Raw genomic sequence first — 22,742 nt, forward strand, 5'->3', positions numbered from 1 at the left:
CAGTGATCGAGCGTCAGCGGCTCCTCGCTCGGCACGCGCCGCGCCAGCCCGGTACAGCGTACCGCGCGCTGCCCATCGGCGGTGACCACCCCCAGCACCGCGCCGGGTATGCGCCCGGCGGCGACATAGGCAGCGGCAGGGCCGAAGGCGGCATCCGCGATCCGTTCGATCATGGTCATGCGTCCGGCTCCCGCGCGACGATCCGCGCCAGCGCCGGCAGGAACAGGATCGCGGCGAGGCTCAACACCCCCGACAGCAGGAAAAAGCCGTCATAGCCGATCACATTGACCATCGTGCCCCCCGCCCCCGCCAGCAGCCGTGGCAGCAGGAAGGCGAAGCCGGTCAGGAACGCATATTGCGCGCCGGGGTAGCGCGGATTCACGAGCAGCGAGAGATAGACGACGAACACCGCCCCCGCGAATCCGTTGCCGAACTGGTCGCCAGCGGTGGCGACATACAGCAGCGCCTCGTCGACGCGCTGATGCGCCAGCCAGACGAACCCGAAATTGCCCAGTGCCGCCACCACCGCGCCCAGCGCGAGCAGCCATGTCATCCGCCAGCGCGTCGCCAGCCAGCCACCCAGCCCGACCCCGATCATGCTGGCGAGCAAGGCAACCAGCGAATCCGCCCGCCCGATCTGCGTCAGCGAATAACCTAGCCCCTTGATCATCGGCTTCGACAGGTTGAGCGCCAGCACATCGCCCATGCGATAGATCGACACGAACGCCATCAGGATCAGCGCGGCGAAGCCATAGCGCCAGAAGAAATCGACGTAAGGCCCCAGCACGGTCGAGCGGCGCAGTGGCGAATCGGGCGCGGCACGACGGATCTTCGGCAGCGCCGCCGCCATCGCCAGGAACGGCAACATGCACAGCACCAGCACATAAGGGGTAACGTTGCTGTCCGCGCCGATCCCAGCGCGCTGCGCGAGGCCCAGCACGATCCAGCCGATCAGCGCGGTCAGCGCCGCTCCGATGCCGATGATCACGGTGCTCGCGCCGACGCCGGTGGCAAGCGCGACCCCACGACCGCCGCCCTCGCCCTGCGCCCTCATCCCCGCCAGCACCGGGAAGGGCAGGAACGCCGCGACCGCGATCAGCAGATAGGCCGCGGTCCAGCCGGCGGTATCCGCGACCAGCAAGGCCCCCGATCCCGCCGCCACCATCGCGGTGCGATAGCCCCACAGGTTCGCCGCGACGATCGGCCCCTGCTCGTCCTGGGTCGGATACAATTCGATGCGCCAGGCATCGGCCGCCACCTCCAGCGTCGTCGTCCAGAAGGCGAGCAGCACCGCAAACAGCGCGGTGACGGCGAGGCTGCCGTCGCCGGCGGTCGCCGCCATCGCCAGCATCGCGCTGAAAATGCCCAGTTGCGACAACATGATCCAGCCCGGCCGCTTCCCCCAGAAGCGCCCGAACCCCGGCACGTCATAGCGGTCGAGCAAGGGCGCCCAGACAAATTTCAGCGTCGGCAGCAATTGCACCCAGGCGAAGAAGCCGATCACCGCCAGGGCCACGCCATGCGCCTGCAACCGCAGCGCCAGCACGGTCGAGAACATGTAGAAGGGCAGTCCGGCGGCGAAGCCGAACAGGCCGTACAGCGCCATTCCGCGCCGCCCCGGCGCGGCGGCGGGTGCGGGGACGGCGGGCGTCATGGCAAGCGCATCGGGCATAGAGCGCATGACCGTCCCCGCTTCGCGCGGCCTCGTCAATCCCGAACGATGGCCTGCGGTTATAGGGAGATAGGCCAGGGGACGCGCGGTCGCGGCGGGCGGCTGCGGTCCCGGCCGATCGTATTGGTCCCGCCCGCAAACGACTTGACCCGCCGACCGGCTTTGCGCCTACACGAGATGTTCCGGCCCAGATTTCAGGACGCTCCCATGCCCGCACGCTTCTTCCTCGGTATCGATGCCGGCGGCAGCCACTGCCGGGCGCGGTTGGTGGATGGCGCGGGGCGCGTACTCGGCACCGGCGCAACCGGGCCGGCGAACATGCGCATCGGCATCGACGCCTTTCGCACGGTGCTCGACGTGGCGATCGCTCAGGCGCTGGCGGAGGCGGCGTTGCCCCCTGCGGCGCTTGACGACACCAGCGCCGGCATGGGCATCGCGGGGATCAGCAGGCCGGGCGCGATGGAGGCGCTGCGCGAGGCCGCCTGGCCCTTTGCCAACGTCACCTTCGTCAGCGACGCGGTGATCGCCAATCTCGGCGCGCATCGCGGGCGCGACGGCGCGATCCTGATCCTCGGCACCGGCAGCATCGCGCAGCTTCGTATCGGGGGCGCGGACTTCTCGATCGGCGGCTACGGCTTCCCGATCTCGGACGAGGGCAGCGGCGCCGCGCTGGGGCTGTCGGCGGTGCGCCACGCGCTGCGCGCGCTCGACGGTCGCAGCGAGCGGACCGCGCTGGCGCTCGCGGTTGCGGATCGCTTCGGCCATGCCATCCCGCAGGCGATCGCGTGGATGGATCGCGCCACCCCGCGCGATTATGCCGCGCTCGCCCCGCTGGTGATGGATCATGCGGAGGCTGGCGACGCGATCGCGCGCTCGATCGTCGAGGATGCGGCGGGGCATGTCGAGCGGTTCATCGAGACAATCTTCGAACGCGGCGCCCCGGGCTGTGCGCTGATGGGCGGCCTGTCACCTCGACTGCGCCCATGGCTGCGCGCGCGCACCGTTGCCCGGCTCAGCGAGCCGGATGGCGACGCGCTCGACGGGGCGTTGCTGCTCGCCGGGCTGCGCTGAGCGCGCGGGGAAACGGTGTAGCCGCAGCCACGGGCTGCCGCTGCGGATGACGGCCGGCCGCGCTCCCCTTTTAGATCTGCTCGTCCTCGCGCGACAGCAACCACGCGACGATGCGATCCGCCGCCGCCTCGGCATCCTCCCGCGCGGTATCGACACGCACCTCCGGGGCAGCCGGGGCTTCATAGGGGCTGTCGATCCCGGTGAAGTTCGCCAGCTTGCCCGCGCGCGCCTTGGCGTACAGGCCCTTGACGTCGCGCGCCTCCGCCGCCGCCAGGGTGGTATCGACATGCACTTCGACGAATTCGCCCGGGCTAAGCATCTGCCGCACCATCTCCCGCTCGGCGCGGAACGGTGAGATGAATGCGGTCAGCACGATCAACCCCGCATCGGTCATCAGCTTCGCGACCTCGCCGATACGGCGGATATTCTCGACGCGATCGGCGTCGGTAAAGCCCAGGTCACGGTTCAGCCCATGGCGGACATTGTCGCCGTCGAGCAGGAAGGTGTGGCGGTTCATCCGCACCAGCTTCTTCTCGACCAGATTGGCGATCGTCGACTTGCCCGCGCCCGACAGGCCGGTGAACCACACCACCGCCGGGCGCTGATTCTTCAGGTCGGCCCGTTTCTCGCGGGTGATGTCGAGATGCTGGCGATGCACGTTCTGCGCGCGCCGTAGCGAAAAGCGGATCATCCCCGCCGCGACCGTGGCATTGGTCGCCTTGTCGATCAGGATGAATCCGCCCAGCTCGCGGTTCCGCTCATACGGGGCGAACACTAGCGGCCGGTCGAGCGCGAGCGTGACGACGCCGATCGCGTTCAGCTCCAGCGTGCGCGCGGCGGTCTGTTCCAGCGTGTTGACGTTCACCTGATATTTCGGCGTGCGCAGCGTGGCGGAGGCGGTCTGCGTGCCGAGTTGCAGCGTATAGCCCCGCCCCGGCAGCATCGCCTCGTCCGCCATCCACACCACGGTCGCCTCGAACTGGTCGGACACTTCGGGCGGATCGTCCGCCGCCGCGATCATGTCCCCGCGCGAACAGTCCACCTCGTCCGCCAGCGTGAGCGTCACCGACTGGCCCGCTTGCGCTTCGGCCAGGTCACCTCCCATCGCGACGATCCGCGCGACGCTGGTGGTGCGCCCGGAGGGCACGATCCGCACCGCGTCCCCCGGCCGGACCGTTCCGCTGGCGATCGTCCCGGCGAAGCCGCGAAAGTCGAGATCGGGTCGATTGACCCATTGCACCGGCAGGCGGAACGATCCGCGCGCATCGCGATCGGCATCGACCGGCACCGTTTCCAGATGCTCGATCAGCGTCGGCCCTTTGTACCATGGCATCGCGTCGCTGGCGGTGGCGATATTGTCGCCGCCCAGCCCGGACACCGGGATGGCGGTGAAATCGGTGATGCCAATCTCGCTGGCGAAGGCGCGATAGGCGAGCCGGATGCGGTCGAACGTCGCCTTGTCGTAGCCGACCAGGTCCATCTTGTTGACCGCCAGCACGATGTTGCGGATGCCGATCAGCTGGGCCAGATACGAATGCCGCCGCGTCTGCGTCAGCACGCCCTTGCGCGCATCGACCAGGATCACCGCCAGGTCGGCGGTCGACGCGCCGGTGACCATGTTGCGCGTATATTGTTCATGGCCGGGGGTATCGGCGACGATGAACTTGCGCTTCTCGGTCGCGAAGAAGCGATAGGCGACGTCGATCGTGATGCCCTGTTCGCGCTCGGCGGCGAGGCCGTCGACGAGCAACGCAAAGTCGATATTCTGCCCCTGCGTGCCGACACGCTTGCTGTCCGCCTCCAGCGCGGACAGCTGATCCTCGAAAATCTGCTTCGAATCGTACAACAGGCGACCGATCAGCGTCGATTTGCCGTCATCGACCGAGCCGCAGGTGATGAAGCGCAGCAGCGACTTGGCTTCGTGCTGCGCGAGATAAGCGGCGATATCCTCTCGGATCAGCGCATCGGGAGCATAGGCGGTCATCAGAAATACCCCTGCTGCTTCTTCTGCTCCATGCTGGCACCGGCGTCCTTGTCGATCGCGCGGCCCTGACGTTCGCTGGTGGTGGTCAGCAGCATCTCCCGAATGACGTCGTTGAGCGTCGCCGCCTCGCTCTCCACCGCGCCGGTCAGCGGGTAACAGCCCAATGTGCGGAAGCGGATCGAGCGGTCGACCGGCACTTCGCCGGGTTCCAGCCGGAAGCGATCGTCATCGACCATCAGTAGCAGTCCGTCGCGCTCGACGGTGGGGCGCGGCGCGGCGAAATAGAGCGGGACGATCTCGATCCCCTCACGCGCGATATATTGCCAAACGTCCAGTTCGGTCCAGTTGCTGATCGGGAAGACGCGCATGCTCTCCCCCTTCGCGTGGCGCGCATTGTAGAGATGCCAGAGCTCCGGGCGCTGCGCCTTCGGATCCCAGCGATGCGTCGCGGTGCGGAAGGAGAAGATCCGCTCCTTGGCGCGGCTCTTTTCCTCGTCGCGGCGCGCCCCGCCGAACGCGGCATCGAAACCATGCTGGTCGAGCGCCTGCTTCAGCCCCTCGGTCTTCCACATGTCGGTATGCAACGCGCCATGATCGAACGGATTGATCCCCTGCGCCAGCGCGTCGGGATTGCGATGGACCAGCAATGCCATCCCCGCCTCGCGCGCCGCGCGATCGCGCAGCGCGTACATGTCGCGGAATTTCCACGTCGTATCGACATGTAGCAAAGGGAACGGCGGCGGCGCGGGATAGAAGGCCTTGCGCGCCAGATGCAGCATCACCGCCGAATCCTTGCCGATCGAATAGAGCATCACCGGCTTCTCGGCGACCGCGGCGACCTCGCGGATGATGTGGATGCTCTCCGCCTCAAGGCGGTCGAGATGCGTCAGCGTCATGGCAGGAACGGCCGCAGCGGGGCCGGTTCGTAACCGCCGGTGGCGACGAAGCCGGCGTTGCGAAACCCGGGCTTGCCGTAACGGAACGGCGCACCATCGGCATCGAGCGTGCGCCCGCCCGCCGCGCGCAGCACCGCGTCGCCCGCGGCGGTATCCCATTCCATCGTCGGGCCGGTGCGCGGATAGACGTCCGCCTCCCCGCTCGCCACCAGCACGAACTTCAGGCTCGATCCGACCGACACGCGCGCCGCGATCCCGCCCGCATCAAGCCAGTCGTCGAGGCCGGGCATCGCATGACTCTTCGACGCCACCGCGCACGGCGCACCGACGCAGGAGCGAACACGGATATCGCGGGTATCGTGGCGTTCGCCATCGGGTTCGCGTACCGCCTGCCATGCGCCAAGCGCGACATCGCCCCAATATACCGCGTGGCGCGCGGGGGCATAGACGACACCCATCGTCGGCACTCCCCCCTCGACCAGTGCGATATTGACGGTGAAATCGTCGCCGCGCTTGATGAACTCCTTCGTCCCATCGAGCGGATCGACGAGGAAGAAGGCGCCGTCTCCGCAATCGCCGATGGCGTCGGGCATCCGTCCGGCGGCCGCTTCTTCCTCCGCCACCACCGGGATCGCCGGGGTGATCGTGGCGAGCCCGGTCAGGATCACCGCCTCCGCCTCGCGATCGGCGACGGTAACGGGGCTTTCGTCCGCCTTGTGCATCACGGTGCAGCCGGCGACGAAATGCCGCCATACGACGTCGCCAGCGGATTCGGCGAGCGTCACGAGCAGCGCCATCAATGCGCGGCGGTCGGAGAAGTCGATCATATCAGCGTATGTGGCGCGCGTGCCCGGGTCTCGCCAGCAAGTTGTGCGTGTGCGGCCGAAAGAGGGAGTTGGCCGTCGGGCCGCGCCGGGATCGACGTTACGCCGCCGCCCTCCGCTCCGGCGTGAACTCCACCTCCAGTCGCCGCACCGCATGGACGAAATTGTTCGGCGCGATGTCGATCTCGCCCGACCAGCGGATATCGGGGAACCGCTGGAAGATCTGGCGATACGCCTCCTCGAGTTGCAATTGCGCGGTCATCCGGCCGATGCAGATGTGCGGACCGTGACCGAAGGCGATATTCTTCTCGGCATTGGCGCGACGGATATCGAAGCGATCGGGATCAGCGAACATCGCCGGATCGCGATTGGCGGCGCCATAATACATGATCACCTTTTCCCCCGCGGCGATCATTTGCCCGTCGACCTCCACATCGCGCGTCGCGGTACGGCGCATGTAGATCACCGGCGACACCATGCGCGTGATCTCATGCACCGCATTGGTCAGCAACGTGCCGTCGGCCTGCAGCAGCGCCTTCTGCTCGGGGTTTTCGGTGAACAGCTTCATTGCCCCCGACAGCGAGTTGCGCGTCGTGTCGTTGCCCGCGAACACGATCAGCAGCCACGCCCCGTCGAGATATTCGCCCGGCAGCTTCTCGCCCTCCACCTCGGCATTGGCGATCGCGCTCATCAGGTCCGCCTGCGGGTCGGCGCGGCGCTTGGCGAGCATGTCGCGGCCATATTCGAACATCTCGGCGACGTTCTTGTTGAACAGTTCGATAAAGGCGGCGATCTGCGGGCTCGGCTCGGACAGGCCGGCAAGCTGCTCGATCTGCTCCATCGCGATCTGCTGCGCCATCTCCAGAAAGTGGATCCAGCTGATGAAGCGTTCGCGGTCGGACGGTGGCACGCCCAGCATCTCGCACAGCGTGAAGATCGGCAGCCGTTGCGCGAATTTCTCCACGAAGTCGCATTTGCCCGTCGGCGCCATCGTCTCCAGCAGCCGCGTCACCTCTGCCGACACGCGATCGCGCAGCCCCCGCATATAGGTGGCGGTGAAATAGGGCATATGCTCCTTGCGGAGCTGGCGGTGCGGGCGGCCGTCGAGGTTGATCATCGAATTGGTCGAGGCGGAGAATAACGTCGGGTGGCGGGTCTCCTCGGGCCCGAGCGCCATCAGGATGCCGCCGGTTTCGGACGAAAACGTCTCGGGATCGCCGTTGACGCGCTTGACGTCCTCATAACGGGTCAGCGCCCAGAAGCCGGTGCCGCCGCGCGGCTCTGGATGCCACATCACCGGCGCCTGTTCGCGCATCGCGGCGAAGCCCGCCCATGGCTGGCCACGGGTGAAGGCGCGGATATCGGTCAGATCGATACCGGGCAGCGTGGGATAGCGCTGGCCCAGACTGGGGCCGGCGTGACCCTCGACGATATGATCGCTGACGAGATGCATAGCGGCCTCCTACGGGCGGGCGGGGATCATAGGGTGGCGGTGCGCGGCAGAAGATCGCGCGCGATCACCCCGCCGGCGGCAGCGTGCCGCGCGCCCAGCTCCAGCCGATCGGCCATGCCCTCTCCTCACCATAAGTTTTGTTCTGGAACCGAAAGCTATGCGCTTCGACGACGGAGTCAAAGCAAAAACGTCAACGCCGGCGTCGGAACGTCCCCCGCGCCAGCCACGCGCCCGCCAGCAGCAGCAGCAACGGCGCCAGCCACAGCGCCACTGTCGCCCGCCCCAGCGGCGGATCATAGCTGACATAATCGCCATAGCGCGCGATCAGCCAGTCGCGCACGTCACGCGGGCGCTCCCCCGCCGCGATCCGCTGTCGTACCAGCGCGCGCATCTCGCCCGCCATGTCCGCATCCGAATCGGCGATCGACTGGCCCTGGCAAACCAGGCAACGCAGCGTCTCCATCAACTGCCGCGCCGCGCGCTCCTCGGCCGGATCGCGCAATGGCGTATAGGCCAGCGCGGCGGGTGGCGTTTGCGCGATCGCCTGAACGGGAAGCAGCAACAGCAGCAGCAGCGAGGACGCCAGCGCGCGCTTCATCGCGCGTCCGCCAGCGCCTGCAACAGCCCCGGGACATCGTCCGCGCGGATATCGCCGACATGCTGCGCGACGATCACGCCGCGCCCGTCGATCACGAATGTTTCGGGCACCCCCGAAGAGCCGAGCGCGAGCTGCACCCGGCTATGCACGTCGCTGCCGATCCGCGCATAGGGATCGCCATTGGCCCGCAGGAAGCCGGTCACTGCGGGGGCCGTGTCCTTGATCGCGATCGCGTCGATCGGCACCCCCGCCGCCTTCAATGTCATCAGCTGCGGTGCCTCCGCGATACACGGCACGCACCAACTCGCGAAGACATTGAGCAGCCGCGGCTTGCCCTGCCGGAAATCGGCGCTGGTCAGCCCCGGCTTGCCCGGCAGCAGCGGCGCCAGCGCAAAATCGGGGAGCGGCTTGCCGACCATCGCCGAGCGCACCGTTCGATCCGCCGGCTGGTACAGCCCCCAGGCGATCACCGCGATCACCACGCCGAACGCGCACAGCGGCAGCCACAGCAACCAGCGTTTCACCACGCCTCCTCCTCGCGACGGCGACGCTGCCGGAACTGCCGCCACTGATGCCCGGCCAGCGACAGCGCGCCGCCGATCGCGATCAGCGCGCCGCCCGCCCAGATCAGCGTCACGAACGGTTTCCACCACAAACGCAATTGCCAGCGGCCATCGTCCCCCAGCGCGCCGAGCACGGTATAAAGCTGCCCGTCCCAGCGCGTTGCGATCGCGCTTTCGTTCGTGCTGGTCACGGGTTGCGTGAAATAGCGTACCTGCGGGCGCAGCACGAACGGCGCATCCTCACCGCGCGTCACCGACAGGCGCCCCTCGAGCGCGGTCCAGTTCTGCCCCACCACCGGGCGCACGCCATCCAGCCGGACGGTGAAATCGGAGACACGCGCCGGATCGCCGGTGCCCACCGCGATCAGGGTTTCCTGCGTCCAGGCGCTGCTGATCGCCATGCCCGCCAGCACCACCGCGATGCCGAGATGCGCGATCACCATGCCATACAGATGCAGCGGCGCGCGGCGCAGGTTGCGCCGCGCCAGCGGGGCAACGCTCGCCACCGCCAGGCCCGCCGCCAGCGCGATTCCCAGCAACGGCAGCACGCCGACGGGACCACCCAGCACGAACGCGCCCGCGCCCGCGAACAAGGCGGCGGCCAGCGGAGCGAACAGCCGCCCGGCGACCTCGTTCGGGTCATCGCGCCGCCAGCGCAGCAGCGGCCCCGCCGCCATCACGGCGACGAGGATCAGCGCGATCGGCCCCGTGGTCGAGTTGAAGAACGGCGGCCCGACCGACAATTGCGTGCCGAACGCCGCCGCGACGATCGGATAGAAGGTGCCGATCAGGACGATGCCGAGGATCACGGTCAGCAACAGGTTGTTCGCGACCAACGAGCCTTCACGACTGAACGGCTCGAACAGCCGCCCCTGCCGCACGGTGCCGATCCGCGCGCCGAACAGCGCCAGCGCGCCCCCGATGTACAGCACCAGCAGCGCCAGGATGAACGTGCCGCGCGTGGGATCGACCGCGAAGGCGTGCACGCTGGTCAGGATCCCCGAGCGCACCAGGAAGGTGCCGATCATGCTCATCGAAAAGGCGACCACCGCCAGCATCACCGTCCAGGCGCGCAGCCCGTCACGGGTCGCCAGCACCGTCACCGAATGCAGCAGCGCGGTCGCCGCCAGCCACGGCATCAGGCTGGCATTCTCGACCGGATCCCAGAACCACCACCCGCCCCAGCCAAGCTCGTAATAGGCCCAATAGCTGCCCGCGGTGATCCCCAGCGTCAGGAAGATCCACGCGCCCAGCACCCATGGCCGCATCGCGCGCGCGAACGCCGGGCCGACATCGCGCGTGACCAGCGCCCCGACCGCGAAGGAAAAGGCGACCGACAGGCCGACATAACCCGCGTACAGCGTCGGCGGATGGAAGGCGAGACCGGGATCCTGCAACAGCGGATTGAGCCCCGCGCCGTCCGGCGGCGCCGGGCTCAACCGCGCGAAGGGATTGGAGGCGAACAGCAGGAAGGCGTAGAATCCCAGCGCGATCGCCGCCTGAGACGCGAGCGTGGCGACCAGCGTGGATCGCGGCAGACGATGCTCGAACCGGGCCACCGCCGCCCCCGCGAGGCCGAGGATCGTCACCCACAGCAGCATCGAGCCTTCGTGATTGCCCCAGGCGCCGGCAAATTTGTACAGCCACGGCTTCATCGAATGGCTGTTCGCCGCGACCAGCGCGACCGACATGTCCGATGCCATGAACGTCGCGATCAGCGCGACCATCGCCAGCGCGGCGAGCCCGCCCTGCACGATCGCCACCGCCCGGATCGCCACGGCGGCGTCGGCATGTCCACGCCGCAGCGCCAGCACCCCCAGCAGCAACTGCAACGCCGCCAGCGCTGCGGCGAACCACAAGGCCGCCAGCCCGCCCTCGGCCATCATGCGAATATGTCCCGGAACGGCGCCACCGCCTGCCTGTAGCGACGCGAGCGCGCCGCCGAAAGATGACTTATGCGCCCGGCAGATGCGAAGGCACCCGGCACCGGGACGAGCGGCACCGCGATCGCGCCGGCGTCAGTCGCACCGCGACACCCATTATGGGCAAGCACTTGGCGCCTGGCAGACAGCAACCCTCGCCATCCACCCGCCCTTTTCAAATGGAGAGAGCGGACCACCGTTGTTCTTTTGTGAGGAAACGGACCTTTATCAAGCAAATGTCATGATACCAACATCATCAAGATATAGGGGCTTACTGGCGAAATATCCTAAATCATCAAAGATGAAATGAGGATGAAATTTCCTCGTCTTCGTCTTTCATGAAATTGTCACCGGGATGCCCTCGAATCCTTTTATCGCCCCCTCGCAGGCCATCGAGCCCAAGGGGAATCACATAATATGACTTATTGTTCGCGCCATCGGCTGCGCCTTCTGTCGGGTATCGCCCTGCTGGCGACGCTTCCGTTCGCGCCGTCCGCTTCTGCGGCCGCTGCGGCCAGTCCCGCTGCTGCCGCCGATCCCGCCGCCCCCGAAGCGGCACCAGCCGAGCCGGCCGAGAACGCCCAGCTGGGCGATATCGTCGTCACCGCGACGCGCCGCGAAACCAATCTGCAGAAGACGCCGATCGCGATCTCGGTCATCGATCCGACGGTCATCAAGGACCGTCATATCCAGTCGCTGATCGACCTGGCGGATGGCTCCGTACCGTCGCTGCGGGTCGCCACCTTCGAAGCGCGCCAGTCCGCGCTGACGATCGGCATCCGCGGCATCGTTCCGTTCGACCAGAACCAGACCGCGCGCGACAGCGGCGTCGGCGTCTATATCGACGGCGTCTATCTCGGCCGTTCGCAGGGCCTGAACGCCGCGCTGTTCGACGTCGAGCGGCTTGAAGTGCTGCGTGGTCCGCAGGGCACGCTGTTCGGCCGCAACACCGAGGGCGGCGCGCTGAGCATCGTCACCAAGGGGCCGAGCGGGGAGTTCGGCGGCCGCGTGACCGGCGGCGTCGGCAATTACGGCAGCTACAACAGCGAAATCCACCTCGACCTGCCGGCAGTGGCGAACGTCGCGGTCAAGGTCGACGGCGTCGTCCAACATCAGGATCCGACCACCCGCAACCCGCTGAGCGGACAGGCGGGCTGGAACCAGTATCAGCGCGCCGGCGGACGCGTCTCGGCGCTGTGGAAGCCGTTCGACGGCTTCTCGGCGCTGTTCTCCTACGATCAGGCGCGTGACGAAAACACGCCGTTCTACAGCCAGTTGGTCAGCTACAATCCGAACGGCTACAATGTCGGCACCTATAACGCCTCTAACGTCCTGACGTTCGGCGGCAATCGCTGCAACGTGGCGGCCAATGGCGTCACCACCAATCCGTGTATCGCGCCGCTCAGCCCGCTGGTGCGGGTCGCCGGCGAGCGCGTGTCGGATGCGGACATCGGCGTGCCGCAGCAGGTGAGCGTGGACAAGACGCACGGCTTCTCCTCGACGCTGAAATACGATGTCGCCCCGCATCTGCAGCTGCGCTCGATCACGGCATGGCGTGGCGTCACCACCGACCAGTGGGACAATTCCGGCGGCGCACACCGCTCGATCTACGCGCCCAACACCAGCTTCAGCCGCTACAGCCTGTCCTATCTGCGCCAGACGCAGTTCAGCCAGGAATTCCAGGCGGTCGGCAGCCTGCCGCAGCTCGATTATGCACTCGGCCTGTATTATTTCACCGAGGGCGCGCGCGAATATGCGGCGACGCCGGTCACCAACAAGTGGAACGCGACCGGCACGGGCTATACGATCAACGATGCGCAGACCTGGCAGCCCGCCAACTGGCTGCGCCAGCGTGACAGCAACGCGACCGCGCACAGCTACGCCGCGTTCGGCCAGGCCACCTGGACCCCGGTCGATCCGATCCACCTGACGGTGGGCGGGCGTTACACCAAGGACAAGCGTCGCGGCGCGCTGACGGTGATCTCGGGCGTCGCGACGCCTTACACCTTCCTCTATGACAATAGCCGCTTCGACCCGATGGTGACGCTGGCGTTCGATGCCACCCAGAACGTCAACCTGTACGCCAAATATGCCACCGGCTACCGCGCCGGCGGTGCCAATGACCGGTCGAGCAACTTCGGCGCGTTCGGCCCCGAATCGGTGCGATCGTATGAAGTGGGCGCGAAGATGGATCTGTTCGACCATCACGCGCGCCTGAACCTTGCGGGGTACATCATGGACCGCAAGGGAACGCAGATCGACTTCGACTTCGTCGATACCAATCCGTTCCTCGCCGACGGACGCACCGCCAACCCGAACTACACCAAGCACACCGAGAACACCGGCAATGCGCCCGGCACCTCCAAGATCCGCGGCATCGAGGCGGACCTGACGGTCAAGCCGGTCGAAGGCGTGACGCTTGGCGCGTCCTATGCCTATACCTACACCAATGTCCCGGCGACGCCGAACCCGCTGCTGCCGGGCAATCCGCTGACGCAGGTGTTCGTCGTCTATACGCCGCGCAATGCGGGGTCGGCCTTCGCCGATTACGAACTGCCGGTCGGCGCCGGCGATACGCGGGTGCGTTTCCACATCGACGGCAATTTCGCCGACCCGGTGTACAGCTTCCAGAACGAAACGACGCGGACCGACAAGAGCTTCATCGTCAACGCGCGGATCGCGCTGGCGGATATCGCGCTCAACAACAACGGTCAGCGTCTGACGGTGTCGGTGTGGAGCCGCAACCTGTTCGACGAAAGCTACATCTATCGCCGGTCGGCGGCCAATTCGTCGCCGACGGTCAACAACGACGGCTCGCTCAACTATGGCGGCGTCCTCGGCGACTACGCTAATTTCAACCCGCCGCGCACCTTCGGTGTCGAGGGGACGTTGAACTTCTGATCGTCCTTCACGGTGACGGAAAGGGGGCTCGATCCATACGGATCGGGCCCCCTTTTTTTCGTGGCGGACGATAGATGCGGTGGCAGCGGCGACGCCGGGCCAGCCCGCGTTGAGCATCGGACGGAAACGACCGCGCCGCCGCCCGCGTGACCGCGAGGCTACACCGACGCTCGAAGCGGCAGCATCAGGGCCGCGTCCAGCCCGGGGGCATGATCGCGCAGCAGCAAGTCCCCGCCGTGCAGTCGCGCCACCGCGGCGACGAGCGGCAGGCCCAGCCCATGGCCGGGGCGGTGGCGGCTGGCGTCGAGCCGCCCGAAGCGGCGCAGCGCGGTGGCGCGGTCGGCCGCTGGAATGCCGGGCCCATCGTCCGCGATCGACAGGCACGCCTCGCTTCCCCGCGCCCGCCCATGCAGCGTCAGCGCGATTGTGACGGTCGAGCCCGCAGGGGTATGATGGAGCGCATTCTCGATCAGGTTCAGGATTGCCTGGCTCAACAACTGACGGTCGCCCTCGATCGGGCTCGCGGGCATGGGCCGCACCAGCAAGCGATGTCCCGATTCCTCCGCCGCGTCACACATCGTGTCCGCCAGTTCCTGGACAAGCTCGTCCAGCTCGATCCGGCGAAAGTCGCCACGCCGGTCGCCGCCGTCGATCTCGGCAATGCGCAGGATCGCGGCGAAGATCATCATCATCTCGTCGCATTGCTGGATCGCGGCATCGAGTTCCTCGCGCTGCTGCGGGGTGGTGGCATGCGGCTCCATCACCGCCAGCCGGCTGCGCAATCGGGCGAGCGGGGTGCGCAGGTCATGCGCGACATCGCCGCTGACGTTACGGATATCCTCCATCAGCATGCCGATCCGGTCGAGCATGCGATTGAACGCGCGCGCCTGTTCCGCGAACAGCCCACTGCCGTCGACGGGCACCCGCCGCGCCAGATCACCGTCGATGATCGCCTCGGCCGTGCCACGCACTTCGCCGATCCGCCGCCGGACGATCAGGATGAACAGCGCCAGCCCGCCCACCACGATCACCACGATCGCGCCGAAGCCCAGCAGATAGGTCCACTGCCGCACGGCGGCATAGCCGTCGATCGGTTCGGTTTCCGCGATCGTCGTCAGTCTCAGCCCGCCGCCGACATCGCGCACCTCGGCGCGGCCCGCAGTCAGCCCGGCGATCGAGTCCTTCACGTGCAGCGACGAAAGCCCCAGCGGCAGCGCGCGCAGCAGCCGCACATTGCCGCCAAGCCGCCGTCCATCCGCCGCCGCAAGCTCGAACCCGATATCGCCGGTATCGCGCTGCCGTGACAGATCGTCGATCCGCTTCAGGATCGACGCCGCATCGCCGGGATCAACCTCGCTCAGCAGCGCATCGGCGACGGTCCGCACCCGCTGATCGACCAGCACCTCGCTCGCGGTGCGCGACGTGGTGTAGACGAGATAGCCCGTCAGCGCGGTCGCGCTGCCGAACGCCAGCAGGAACAGGATCGTCAGCGATCGAAGCGACGTCACGCTCAGACGCGCAGCATATAGCCGATGCCGCGCTTGGTGATGATCGGATCCTCGCTGCCGTCCGCGGTCAGCTTGCGTCGCAGCGAGCGCACCTGAACGTCGACGATATTGGTCGCCGGCTCGAAATCATATCCCCACACACGCTCCAGCAACATCGCCCGTGTCAGGTAACTGCCGGCGTGGCGGACCATCTCGCACAACAGTTTGAATTCCAGCTTGGCAAGATCCAGCGAGCGCTCGCCACGCCAGGCGCGATGCTGGCCGGGGCTGACCAGGATATCGCCAGCGCGCAATGTGTCCGCCTCGCCCGTCGTCCAGCCACGCGCGCGCAGCAACGCCTTGATCCGCGCATCGATCTCCGACGCGGGGGTCGGCTTGACGACATAATCGTCGGCCCCCGCCTCCAGCCCGTCGATCTTTTCGGCCGAGCGGCCCAGCGCCGACAGCATCAGCACCGGCAGCGTCTGCCCGTTCTCGCGCAGGTGGCGCACCATCGTCGCCCCGTTCACCTGCGGCAGCATGCAATCCAGGATGACGGCGTCGAACTGATCGCGCTCGATCGCGATCAACCCCGCCTGCCCGTCGCCGGCGACGGTGACGCGATGGTCCAGCGCCTCCAGTTCCGCCGACAGGGCGTCGGCATATTGCGTGTCATCCTCTACGATCAGCAGCTTCATCTCGGCACCATTCTGTCGACCCGCCGACGTTATGGCAGCGGGCCGACAGCTGTCACGTTACGAAGCGGCAATCTCAACGCCGCTCATACGCCTTCGGCAAGGCGCCCTCGGTCGGCGTCAGGTAGCGATCGCGCAGCTCGGTCTGGCGCGACGTCATCGGCTGCGGGCGGCCATCGATCCAGATCGCCACCGGGGCGGATGACAGCTCCAGGGGATCGCCATCCCACAGCACGACGTCGGCGCGGCGCCCGGGGCGCAGCGAGCCGATATCCGCCCCCATGCCCAGCGCCTCCGCCGGGCCGCTGGTGATCGCGGCGAACGCCTGGCCCCAATCGAGTCCGGTGGCGCCCGGCACGCGGGTGATCGCCACCAGATTGCCGGCATATTGACGGATGACGTGATCGCCCTGCTGGCCGCCCCCGCCCATCAGTGCGACCTTGACGCCCGCCGCGCGCATCCGCCCGACGTTCGACTCGGTCGCGGCCAGGCTTTCGAAACTGGCGGGAAGATCCGCCAGCGCCGCCGCGATCACGGGCACCCGCGCCGCCGCGATCTCCCGCGCGACCAGCCAGCCCTCGGTCACCCCGACCAGCACCAGCTTCAACCGGGGATAGTCGCGCGTCAGGCCCAGCACGGTGCGGATATCGCTCGCCCGCTCGACATGCACCATCAACGGCACCTGCCCGTCAAGAACGCGCAACAGCGCCTCCGCATCGCCGCGCGTCACCAGCGCATCGCGTGAGCGACCGTCGAACGCGGCCGGGTTGCGGCGATAGTCCTGCGCCTGCTGAAAGGCGTCGCGCAACGAGGCATAGGCCGCCGGGCGGCTGCCGCCCGCCAATCGCCCACCGTCTTCGCCCAGCTCGACGAACTGGAACGCGCGCGCCCGCATCACCGCATCGGGGTCGGCGCCCAGGTCGATCACCGCGCCCTGCCCGGCGAAGATCGAGCCGCCGGCATTGGGCGTGACGAGCGCGCGGGTCACCCCGCCCAGCCGCTCGTTGCCCAGTTTCACGCCGGCGGGATTGATCGCCACGGACACGTCGATCGCGGCCTTGAACGGTGCGCTGCGCGCTCCCGCATCGTTGCTTTCGGACACGCCATCGGCATCGACGAGCGACAGGTCGGTCACCGCCGACACGAGCCCCGCCGCCACCCATTTGCCGGTCGCATCGATCACCTGCGCGCCCGCCGGTACGGCCACGCCGCGTCCGGCGGCCAGGATCCGGCCATCGGCGATGACGACGGTGCCGCCCTCGATCGGTGCCGAGCCGTCACCGATGGCGAGCGTGCCGCCGGTGATCGCCACCGTCTGCGCCCCGGCCGATGCGATCGTCAGGGGTGCCAGCATCGTGGCCAGCAGAAGGATCGCGCGCTTCACTTCACATCTCCCGCGCCGGGCTGGCCGAGTTCGAAATCGCTGACGGGGCGTCGTTTCGGATCATGGGCGTCATATAGCAGCGCACCGTCGATCCAGACGCGGTCCGGCCGGGTATAGACGCTGAACGGATCGCCGTTCCACAGCACCACATCGGCCATCTTGCCGGGACGCAGGCTGCCGGTCTGACGATCTATCCCCAATGCCTTGGCCGGCCCCAGCGACAGCCACTTCCACGCCACCTCCGGCGCGATCGCGATCCCCGCGTGGCGCGCGGACGACAGTACCTTCGCGACCTCCTGGTTCAGCCGCTGGATCCCGTTTTCGTCATCCGAGTGGATCATCGCGCACGCACCGGACTTTTCGAGGATGGCAAGGTTCTCGCCGATGCCGTCGTAGCTTTCCATCTTGAAGCCGTACCAGTCCGCCCAGACCGCGGCACAGGTGCCATTCGCCTTCAACAGATCGGCGATCTTATAGGCCTCGACCGCGTGGTGGAACGCGGTGACATGATAGCCGAACTCCTTCGCCATATCGAGGACGATCGCCATCTCATCGGCGCGATAGCAATGGTTCTGCACCAGGATCTCGCCCGACAACACGCCGCGCAGCGTATCCATCGCAATATCACGATCGGGCATGTCGCCGCCATCGCGCTCATACTTGTCCCACTTGCGCTTGTACGCCACCGCCTTGGCCCAGGTCTGGCGATCGACCGCGACATTGCCCATCCGCGTCGACGGCTTTTGATTCTTGCTGCCATAGACCCGCTTGGGATTTTCGCCGCACGCCATTTTCAGGCCATAAGGCGCGCCGGGAAACTTCATCGCCTGCATCGTGCGGGCATAGACGTTCTTCAGCACGACGCTGCGCCCGCCCATCAGATTGGCCGAGCCGGGCAGGATCTGCAGCGTGGTGACCCCGCCATTGGCCAGCGCGCGGCCGAAGCCGGGATCCTGCGGCCACACGCTATGTTCCGCCCAGACGTCGGCGGTCACCGGCGCGGTCGCTTCGTTGCCGTCGGACAGCGCCTGCACCTGCGGTGACGGATAGTCGCCCAGATGGCTGTGAATGTCGACGACACCGGGGGTCAGATACTTGCCTTGTCCGTCGATCACGGTCGCGCCCGCCGGCGCCTCGACCGCCGCGCCGACCGCGACGATCTTGCCATCCGCGAACAGCACCGACCCATTGTCGATCCGGTTGCCCTCCCCGTCGAAGATCACGACGTTGCGTACCAGCGTCGGCACGCCGGGATAGGGCCGATAGGTCGACGGATAGGGATCGCGGGCATAGGGCTCGGGCGGAGCCTTGGCCGCGGCGCTTTTCGGCCGCTCCTGCTTCGTCGCGCAGGCGCCCAGCGGCAAGGCCACGGCAGCCAGCGTCGCCAGCGCCCGTGCGCCGTGACCCAACCTCATGTTAAATACCCCTTTTTCTATTATGTCGGTAGTTGACCGGCATCATGCATGGCGGGTCGGGCAACGGTCAAGCGCCGCGTTCGTGTGATCGGCAACACAATCGGTAACATCAGATGCCCGTCCGGGTTCGGCGGATTGCACGGGATCATCTTCGCCCCGATCGCTGCAGCAAGTGGAAGCCACGACAAACGCCTCGCCAGGGAGGAAGAACGGCGGGCCGACATTATGGCGTCACCTTCGCCACTGGCCACGGCAGGTCCACCCATCATTCTCGAGTGGGTACAGGAGGAATTTAACAACGGATAACCACAATGATACAAAGTTGAAATCATTTCGGTCTTAATATTGACCGTCAGGGTAGGCATCCGTAGACGACGCAAGCCCCATTTTCAGGAGTCGCCCTATGTCCGATGAGTTTTCCGGTTCCAATGCAGTCGAACTCGCCACCGAGTTGACGATCGCATGGCTGTCCAATCCGAATACCCGCGCCTCCGGTGAAGACGTTCCGGCGTTTCTGCGCACCATGCATGATGCAGTGGCGAACCTGTCGTCGGGCACCAGCGAAGTTTCGACCGAAGAAACCGTGGCGGAATATACGCCGGCGGTATCGGTGCGGAAGTCGCTGTCGTCGAAAGACCATCTGATCTCGCTGATCGACGGCAAGCCGTACAAGACGCTGCGCCGCCATCTCGCCGGCCATGGCCTTACCCCCGATGAGTATCGCACGCGTTACGGCCTGAAGGCGGACTATCCGATGGTCGCCGAAAGCTATTCGCAGGCGCGCCGCGACATGGCGAAGAAGATCGGCCTGGGCCGCAAGCCCGGTCAGCGCCGTGGCGAAGCCCCGGCCGAGCCCGCTCCGGTGGCGGCACCGCGCGGTCGTCGCAAGGCGGCCACGAACGGCGACGCCTGATCGTTTGACCACCTGATCCGCCGGTGAGCCGCGCGATTTGGCCATCCCCGATGCCCTGATCACGCGGCCCCGGCGGGCCATCGCCGATCGGCTGCGCCGACTGGTCGGCAGCGGGGAGGTCGATCTGGCGCGGTCGCCCGGCGACCCCGGGCTGATCGCGTCGGATTCCCCCGCCTGGCGGGTGCATGGCGATTTCGCCGCGATGATGATCGGGGGCATCGCCGCGCTCCTGCTACAGATGCTGCACCCCCGTGCGCTCGCCGGGGTGTGGGATCACAGCGATTTCCGTCGCGACCGGCTCGGGCGGCTGAAACGCACGGCGCAATTCATCGCTGTCACCACCTTCGGGGGCGCCGACGCGGCGGATCGTGCGATCGCCAAGGTGCGCTCGATCCATGATCGCGTCCATGGCGCCCTGCCCGATGGCACGCCGTATGACGCCAACGATCCCGAACTGCTGACGTGGATCCACGTGGCGGAGGTCGACAGCTTCCTGCGGGCCTATCTGCGCTATCGCGACGCATCGCTGTCAACGGTGGAGCAGGATCGCTATTTCGCCGATGTCGCGATCGTCGCCGAACGGCTTGGCGCGCGCGACGTACCCCGTTCACGCGCGGAAGTGGCCGCCTATTTCGCACGGCTGCGTCCGCATTTGCGCTTCGATCATCGCGTGCGCGAGGTGGCCGACGCGCTGCTCGCGCCCGGCGAAGACGCCGCGACGGCGGCCGGGCTGTCGATCGCGGGCGCCGCCGCTGTCGACTTGTTGCCGGACTGGGCGGCGGCAATGCACCGCCGCCAGCCAAATCCGCTCCTCCGCCCCGCGATCCGCACCGGCGCGGGGGGCCTCAGCCGAATGGTCCGCTGGTCGCTGCGCCTCAGGTGAGGAAAGCGAGAGGAGCGGCGTCCGCTCCCCCCTCCTTACCCGTTGACGACCACCGTCACCGCGCGGCGATTCTGCGCCCAGCTTTCCTCGTCCGATCCCAGCGCGACCGGGCGTTCCTTGCCATAGCTAATCGTCGTGATCCGCGACGGAGAGATACCGCGCGCGGCGAGATAGTTCTTGGCGGCATTCGCCCGGCGGTCGCCAAGCGCGAGATTATACTCGCGCGTGCCGCGCTCGTCGGCATGGCCTTCGACGGTGATGTTGACGTTGGGATATCGCTGCAACCACACCGCCTGGCTGTCGAGGATCGCGCGCGCGGTGGCGTCGATGTCGTACATGTCGGTGCCGAACAGCACCGTATCGCTCTGCGCCGTCCGCTTGAAATCGGCCGCCGATCCGGGCGTGATGCCGCCATTAGGGTCGGTCGGGCCGGTGCTGGTGACCGGGGCCGGGGTCTCACCCGGCGCGGGCGGCAGCACTTCGGGCCGCTTTTTCGAACAGGCGGCGGTGGCGACCAGCGCCGTTGCCATCAGGATCGTGGTGGTCAGTCGTGCCATCGGCCTATCTCCCTAGCCATGTCGTCAACTACGCCTTCAAATCGCATCTTGAAACCGCTCAGGGGCGCAACGGCCCCCAGGCCGGGTCGGACCCGTCCAGCGGGGTCGGCACGCGACGTTCATTCACGCCGGTCAGATCCACCGACCACAGGTCGGCCTTGCCGGCATTGCCCTGCCCCTGCCGGAAGAACATCAGGACGCGGCCGTTCGGGCTCCACGTTGGTCCTTCGTCTTGCCACGCATTGGTCAGCAGTTTTTCGCCCGATCCGTTCGGCGCCATGATGCCGATGCGGAAGGCGCCGGCGATCTTCGTGAAGGCGATCAGGTCACCGCGCGGGCTCCACACCGGGGTGGCATAGCGCCCGCCGCCGAAGCTGATCCGTTGCTGGTTCGATCCGTCCGCGTCCATCACATAGATTTGCTGGCCGCCTGAACGATCGCTTTCGAACACGATCCGCGACCCATCCGGCGAATAGCTGCCGCCGGTGTCGATCCCCGGCGCGGTCGTCAACCGTTGCGGCGTGCCCCCCGCCGCCGCGACGCGATAGATATCGGTATTGCCGCCGGTCGCCATCGAGAACAGGATCCAGCGCCCGTCGGGCGAGAAGCGCGGCGCGAAGGTGGTGGCGACATTCTGCACCACCAGCCGCTGCCGCCCCGATCCGATATCATAGACGTAGATCGCCGGCTTCTTGCCGACATAGCTCATATAGACGATCGACTGCTGGTTCGGGGCGAACCGCGGCGTCAGCACGATCGAGGAACCGGCGGTCAGGAAGCGGTGGTTCGCGCCATCCTGGTCCATGATCGCCAGCCGCTTGATGCGGTTCGCCTTCGGCCCCGTTTCGCTGACATAGACCACCCGACTGTCGAAATAGGGGCCTTCGCCGGTCAGGCGGGTATAGACCATGTCGGCGCATTTGTGCGCGGCGCGGCGCCAGTCCGACGGCGGCACGACGAACCCCTGCCGCGTCAACTCGGTGCGCGCGGACACGTCATACAGGTAACAGCCCACCGTCAGCGTGCCATCGCCATTGGCGCGGATATAGCCCTGCACCAGCGCCTGCGCGCCGGTGCCGCCCCAATAGTCGAACGCCGGCGCGGTCACCTCAGGGAACATGACCATGCGCAGCTGCGCTGGCGGCAGCGGCGTGAACAGCCCGGAATTGCGCAGGTCGTTGGCGACGATCTCCGACAATTGCCGGCCCAGCGCGTCGGTCGAGCCGGCGGGAGTCTGCACCACCTGGGTCGTCGGCATGGACGGGATCGCGATCGGCATCGGCGCGCTGATCCCGCCGGTGACGTCCACTTCCAGCGGCGGGGGCGTCTGCCCGGCGGGCGCGACCGCGGCGGCCGGCGCGGCGGGAGCCGGCGCGGCGGGCGGCGCCTCCTGCGCCAGCGCTGGCGATGCCCCCAGCAGGGCGACGGAAAGCAGGAACCGGGATCGCATCAGCGCAGCTTCGCATTGGAGGTGATGTTGCTCCACCCCCCGTTGGCGGTGGCATAATGTTCGGCGGGCAGCTT

The 22,742-nt window shown here is 67.3% G+C and carries 18 protein-coding genes and 1 pseudogene; 4 read left to right on the plus strand and 15 right to left on the minus strand.

Annotated features, from left to right (window positions below):
* Positions 1 to 179, minus strand: a pseudogene (locus tag ACFDSW_RS03705) (esterase); the annotation flags it as partial.
* Positions 176 to 1,654 (minus strand): permease, encoded by a 1,479-nt coding sequence (locus ACFDSW_RS03710; protein ID WP_375248929.1) that lies wholly within the window; start codon positions 1,652 to 1,654, stop codon positions 176 to 178. The gene ACFDSW_RS03710 and the pseudogene ACFDSW_RS03705, both read right to left, overlap by 4 nt.
* Before the next feature lie 225 nt (positions 1,655 to 1,879).
* Here ACFDSW_RS03710 and ACFDSW_RS03715 point away from each other — a divergent pair, with 225 nt between their 5' ends.
* Complete coding sequence (locus ACFDSW_RS03715; RefSeq protein ID WP_375248930.1) at positions 1,880 to 2,743, plus strand: BadF/BadG/BcrA/BcrD ATPase family protein; 864 nt, start codon at positions 1,880 to 1,882, stop codon at positions 2,741 to 2,743.
* A gap of 70 nt (positions 2,744 to 2,813) precedes the next feature.
* Here the strand turns inward: ACFDSW_RS03715 and cysN are convergent, their stop codons facing one another.
* The 7 genes from cysN to ACFDSW_RS03750 form a co-directional block, all read right to left on the minus strand.
* Positions 2,814 to 4,727, minus strand: coding sequence for a sulfate adenylyltransferase subunit CysN (gene cysN, locus ACFDSW_RS03720; RefSeq protein WP_375248931.1), 1,914 nt, complete (start codon positions 4,725 to 4,727; stop codon positions 2,814 to 2,816).
* Positions 4,727 to 5,623, minus strand: a complete 897-nt coding sequence (gene cysD / locus ACFDSW_RS03725; protein ID WP_375248932.1) for a sulfate adenylyltransferase subunit CysD — start codon at positions 5,621 to 5,623, stop codon at positions 4,727 to 4,729. Before cysD ends, cysN begins: the two co-directional genes overlap by 1 nt.
* Complete coding sequence (cysQ, locus tag ACFDSW_RS03730) at positions 5,620 to 6,450, minus strand: 3'(2'),5'-bisphosphate nucleotidase CysQ (protein WP_375248933.1); 831 nt, start codon at positions 6,448 to 6,450, stop codon at positions 5,620 to 5,622. The genes cysD and cysQ overlap by 4 nt, the downstream gene beginning before the upstream one ends.
* Positions 6,451 to 6,547: 97 nt before the next feature.
* Complete coding sequence (locus ACFDSW_RS03735; RefSeq protein ID WP_375248934.1) at positions 6,548 to 7,900, minus strand: cytochrome P450; 1,353 nt, start codon at positions 7,898 to 7,900, stop codon at positions 6,548 to 6,550.
* Positions 7,901 to 8,090: 190 nt separating this feature from the next.
* Positions 8,091 to 8,498, minus strand: a complete 408-nt coding sequence (locus ACFDSW_RS03740; RefSeq protein ID WP_375248935.1) for a cytochrome c-type biogenesis protein — start codon at positions 8,496 to 8,498, stop codon at positions 8,091 to 8,093.
* The gene (locus tag ACFDSW_RS03745; RefSeq protein WP_375248936.1) at positions 8,495 to 9,022 is read right to left on the minus strand and encodes a DsbE family thiol:disulfide interchange protein; all 528 of its coding nucleotides are present in this window, start codon (positions 9,020 to 9,022) and stop codon (positions 8,495 to 8,497) included. Before ACFDSW_RS03745 ends, ACFDSW_RS03740 begins: the two co-directional genes overlap by 4 nt.
* The gene (locus tag ACFDSW_RS03750) at positions 9,019 to 10,947 is read right to left on the minus strand and encodes a heme lyase CcmF/NrfE family subunit (RefSeq protein WP_375248937.1); all 1,929 of its coding nucleotides are present in this window, start codon (positions 10,945 to 10,947) and stop codon (positions 9,019 to 9,021) included. Before ACFDSW_RS03750 ends, ACFDSW_RS03745 begins: the two co-directional genes overlap by 4 nt.
* A gap of 453 nt (positions 10,948 to 11,400) precedes the next feature.
* Here ACFDSW_RS03750 and ACFDSW_RS03755 point away from each other — a divergent pair, with 453 nt between their 5' ends.
* A complete protein-coding gene (locus ACFDSW_RS03755; RefSeq protein WP_375248938.1) occupies positions 11,401 to 13,884 on the plus strand; it encodes a TonB-dependent receptor in 2,484 nt (827 codons plus the stop codon).
* 158 nt (positions 13,885 to 14,042) lie between these two features.
* Here the strand turns inward: ACFDSW_RS03755 and ACFDSW_RS03760 are convergent, their stop codons facing one another.
* From ACFDSW_RS03760 to ACFDSW_RS03775, 4 genes are all read right to left on the minus strand, one after another.
* A complete protein-coding gene (locus ACFDSW_RS03760) occupies positions 14,043 to 15,392 on the minus strand; it encodes an ATP-binding protein (protein WP_375248939.1) in 1,350 nt (449 codons plus the stop codon).
* Positions 15,393 to 15,394: 2 nt separating this feature from the next.
* Positions 15,395 to 16,069 carry a response regulator transcription factor gene (locus tag ACFDSW_RS03765; protein WP_375248940.1) on the minus strand — a complete coding sequence of 225 codons (675 nt, stop codon included), beginning with the start codon at positions 16,067 to 16,069 and terminating at the stop codon, positions 15,395 to 15,397.
* Between the two features lie 73 nt (positions 16,070 to 16,142).
* On the minus strand, positions 16,143 to 17,450 hold the full coding sequence (locus ACFDSW_RS03770) for an amidohydrolase family protein (RefSeq protein ID WP_375248941.1): 1,308 nt from the start codon (positions 17,448 to 17,450) through the stop codon (positions 16,143 to 16,145).
* The gene (locus ACFDSW_RS03775) at positions 17,447 to 18,865 is read right to left on the minus strand and encodes an amidohydrolase (protein ID WP_375248942.1); all 1,419 of its coding nucleotides are present in this window, start codon (positions 18,863 to 18,865) and stop codon (positions 17,447 to 17,449) included. The genes ACFDSW_RS03770 and ACFDSW_RS03775 overlap by 4 nt, the downstream gene beginning before the upstream one ends.
* A 403-nt stretch (positions 18,866 to 19,268) precedes the next feature.
* Between ACFDSW_RS03775 and ACFDSW_RS03780 the strand changes: the two genes are divergently transcribed.
* Together ACFDSW_RS03780 and ACFDSW_RS03785 are read left to right on the plus strand one after the other, a co-directional pair.
* The gene (locus ACFDSW_RS03780; RefSeq protein WP_375248943.1) at positions 19,269 to 19,778 is read left to right on the plus strand and encodes a MucR family transcriptional regulator; all 510 of its coding nucleotides are present in this window, start codon (positions 19,269 to 19,271) and stop codon (positions 19,776 to 19,778) included.
* Between the two features lie 37 nt (positions 19,779 to 19,815).
* Complete coding sequence (locus tag ACFDSW_RS03785; protein ID WP_375248944.1) at positions 19,816 to 20,661, plus strand: oxygenase MpaB family protein; 846 nt, start codon at positions 19,816 to 19,818, stop codon at positions 20,659 to 20,661.
* Positions 20,662 to 20,696: 35 nt separating this feature from the next.
* Here the strand turns inward: ACFDSW_RS03785 and pal are convergent, their stop codons facing one another.
* Both pal and tolB read right to left on the minus strand, forming a co-directional pair.
* A complete protein-coding gene (gene pal, locus ACFDSW_RS03790) occupies positions 20,697 to 21,218 on the minus strand; it encodes a peptidoglycan-associated lipoprotein Pal (RefSeq protein ID WP_375248945.1) in 522 nt (173 codons plus the stop codon).
* 58 nt (positions 21,219 to 21,276) lie between these two features.
* Complete coding sequence (gene tolB / locus ACFDSW_RS03795; protein WP_375248946.1) at positions 21,277 to 22,668, minus strand: Tol-Pal system beta propeller repeat protein TolB; 1,392 nt, start codon at positions 22,666 to 22,668, stop codon at positions 21,277 to 21,279.
* Positions 22,669 to 22,742 lie beyond the last annotated feature (74 nt).

Origin of the sequence: Sphingomonas sp. (assembly GCF_042091075.1) — a bacterium.
Taxonomy (GTDB): Bacteria; Pseudomonadota; Alphaproteobacteria; order Sphingomonadales; family Sphingomonadaceae; genus Sphingomonas.

Bases quoted from the DNA above. Each gene is read 5' to 3' on its own strand.
- ACFDSW_RS03710 (WP_375248929.1), bottom strand. From the start codon at position 1,654: ATGACGCCCGCCGTCCCCGCACCCGCCGCCGCGCCGGGGCGGCGCGGA.
- ACFDSW_RS03715 (WP_375248930.1), top strand. From the start codon at position 1,880: ATGCCCGCACGCTTCTTCCTCGGTATCGATGCCGGCGGCAGCCACTGC.
- cysN (WP_375248931.1), bottom strand. From the start codon at position 4,727: ATGACCGCCTATGCTCCCGATGCGCTGATCCGAGAGGATATCGCCGCT.
- cysD (WP_375248932.1), bottom strand. From the start codon at position 5,623: ATGACGCTGACGCATCTCGACCGCCTTGAGGCGGAGAGCATCCACATC.
- cysQ (WP_375248933.1), bottom strand. From the start codon at position 6,450: ATGATCGACTTCTCCGACCGCCGCGCATTGATGGCGCTGCTCGTGACG.
- ACFDSW_RS03735 (WP_375248934.1), bottom strand. From the start codon at position 7,900: ATGCATCTCGTCAGCGATCATATCGTCGAGGGTCACGCCGGCCCCAGT.
- ACFDSW_RS03740 (WP_375248935.1), bottom strand. From the start codon at position 8,498: ATGAAGCGCGCGCTGGCGTCCTCGCTGCTGCTGCTGTTGCTGCTTCCC.
- ACFDSW_RS03750 (WP_375248937.1), bottom strand. From the start codon at position 10,947: ATGATGGCCGAGGGCGGGCTGGCGGCCTTGTGGTTCGCCGCAGCGCTG.
- ACFDSW_RS03755 (WP_375248938.1), top strand. From the start codon at position 11,401: ATGACTTATTGTTCGCGCCATCGGCTGCGCCTTCTGTCGGGTATCGCC.
- ACFDSW_RS03765 (WP_375248940.1), bottom strand. From the start codon at position 16,069: ATGAAGCTGCTGATCGTAGAGGATGACACGCAATATGCCGACGCCCTG.
- ACFDSW_RS03775 (WP_375248942.1), bottom strand. From the start codon at position 18,865: ATGAGGTTGGGTCACGGCGCACGGGCGCTGGCGACGCTGGCTGCCGTG.
- ACFDSW_RS03780 (WP_375248943.1), top strand. From the start codon at position 19,269: ATGTCCGATGAGTTTTCCGGTTCCAATGCAGTCGAACTCGCCACCGAG.
- pal (WP_375248945.1), bottom strand. From the start codon at position 21,218: ATGGCACGACTGACCACCACGATCCTGATGGCAACGGCGCTGGTCGCC.
- tolB (WP_375248946.1), bottom strand. From the start codon at position 22,668: ATGCGATCCCGGTTCCTGCTTTCCGTCGCCCTGCTGGGGGCATCGCCA.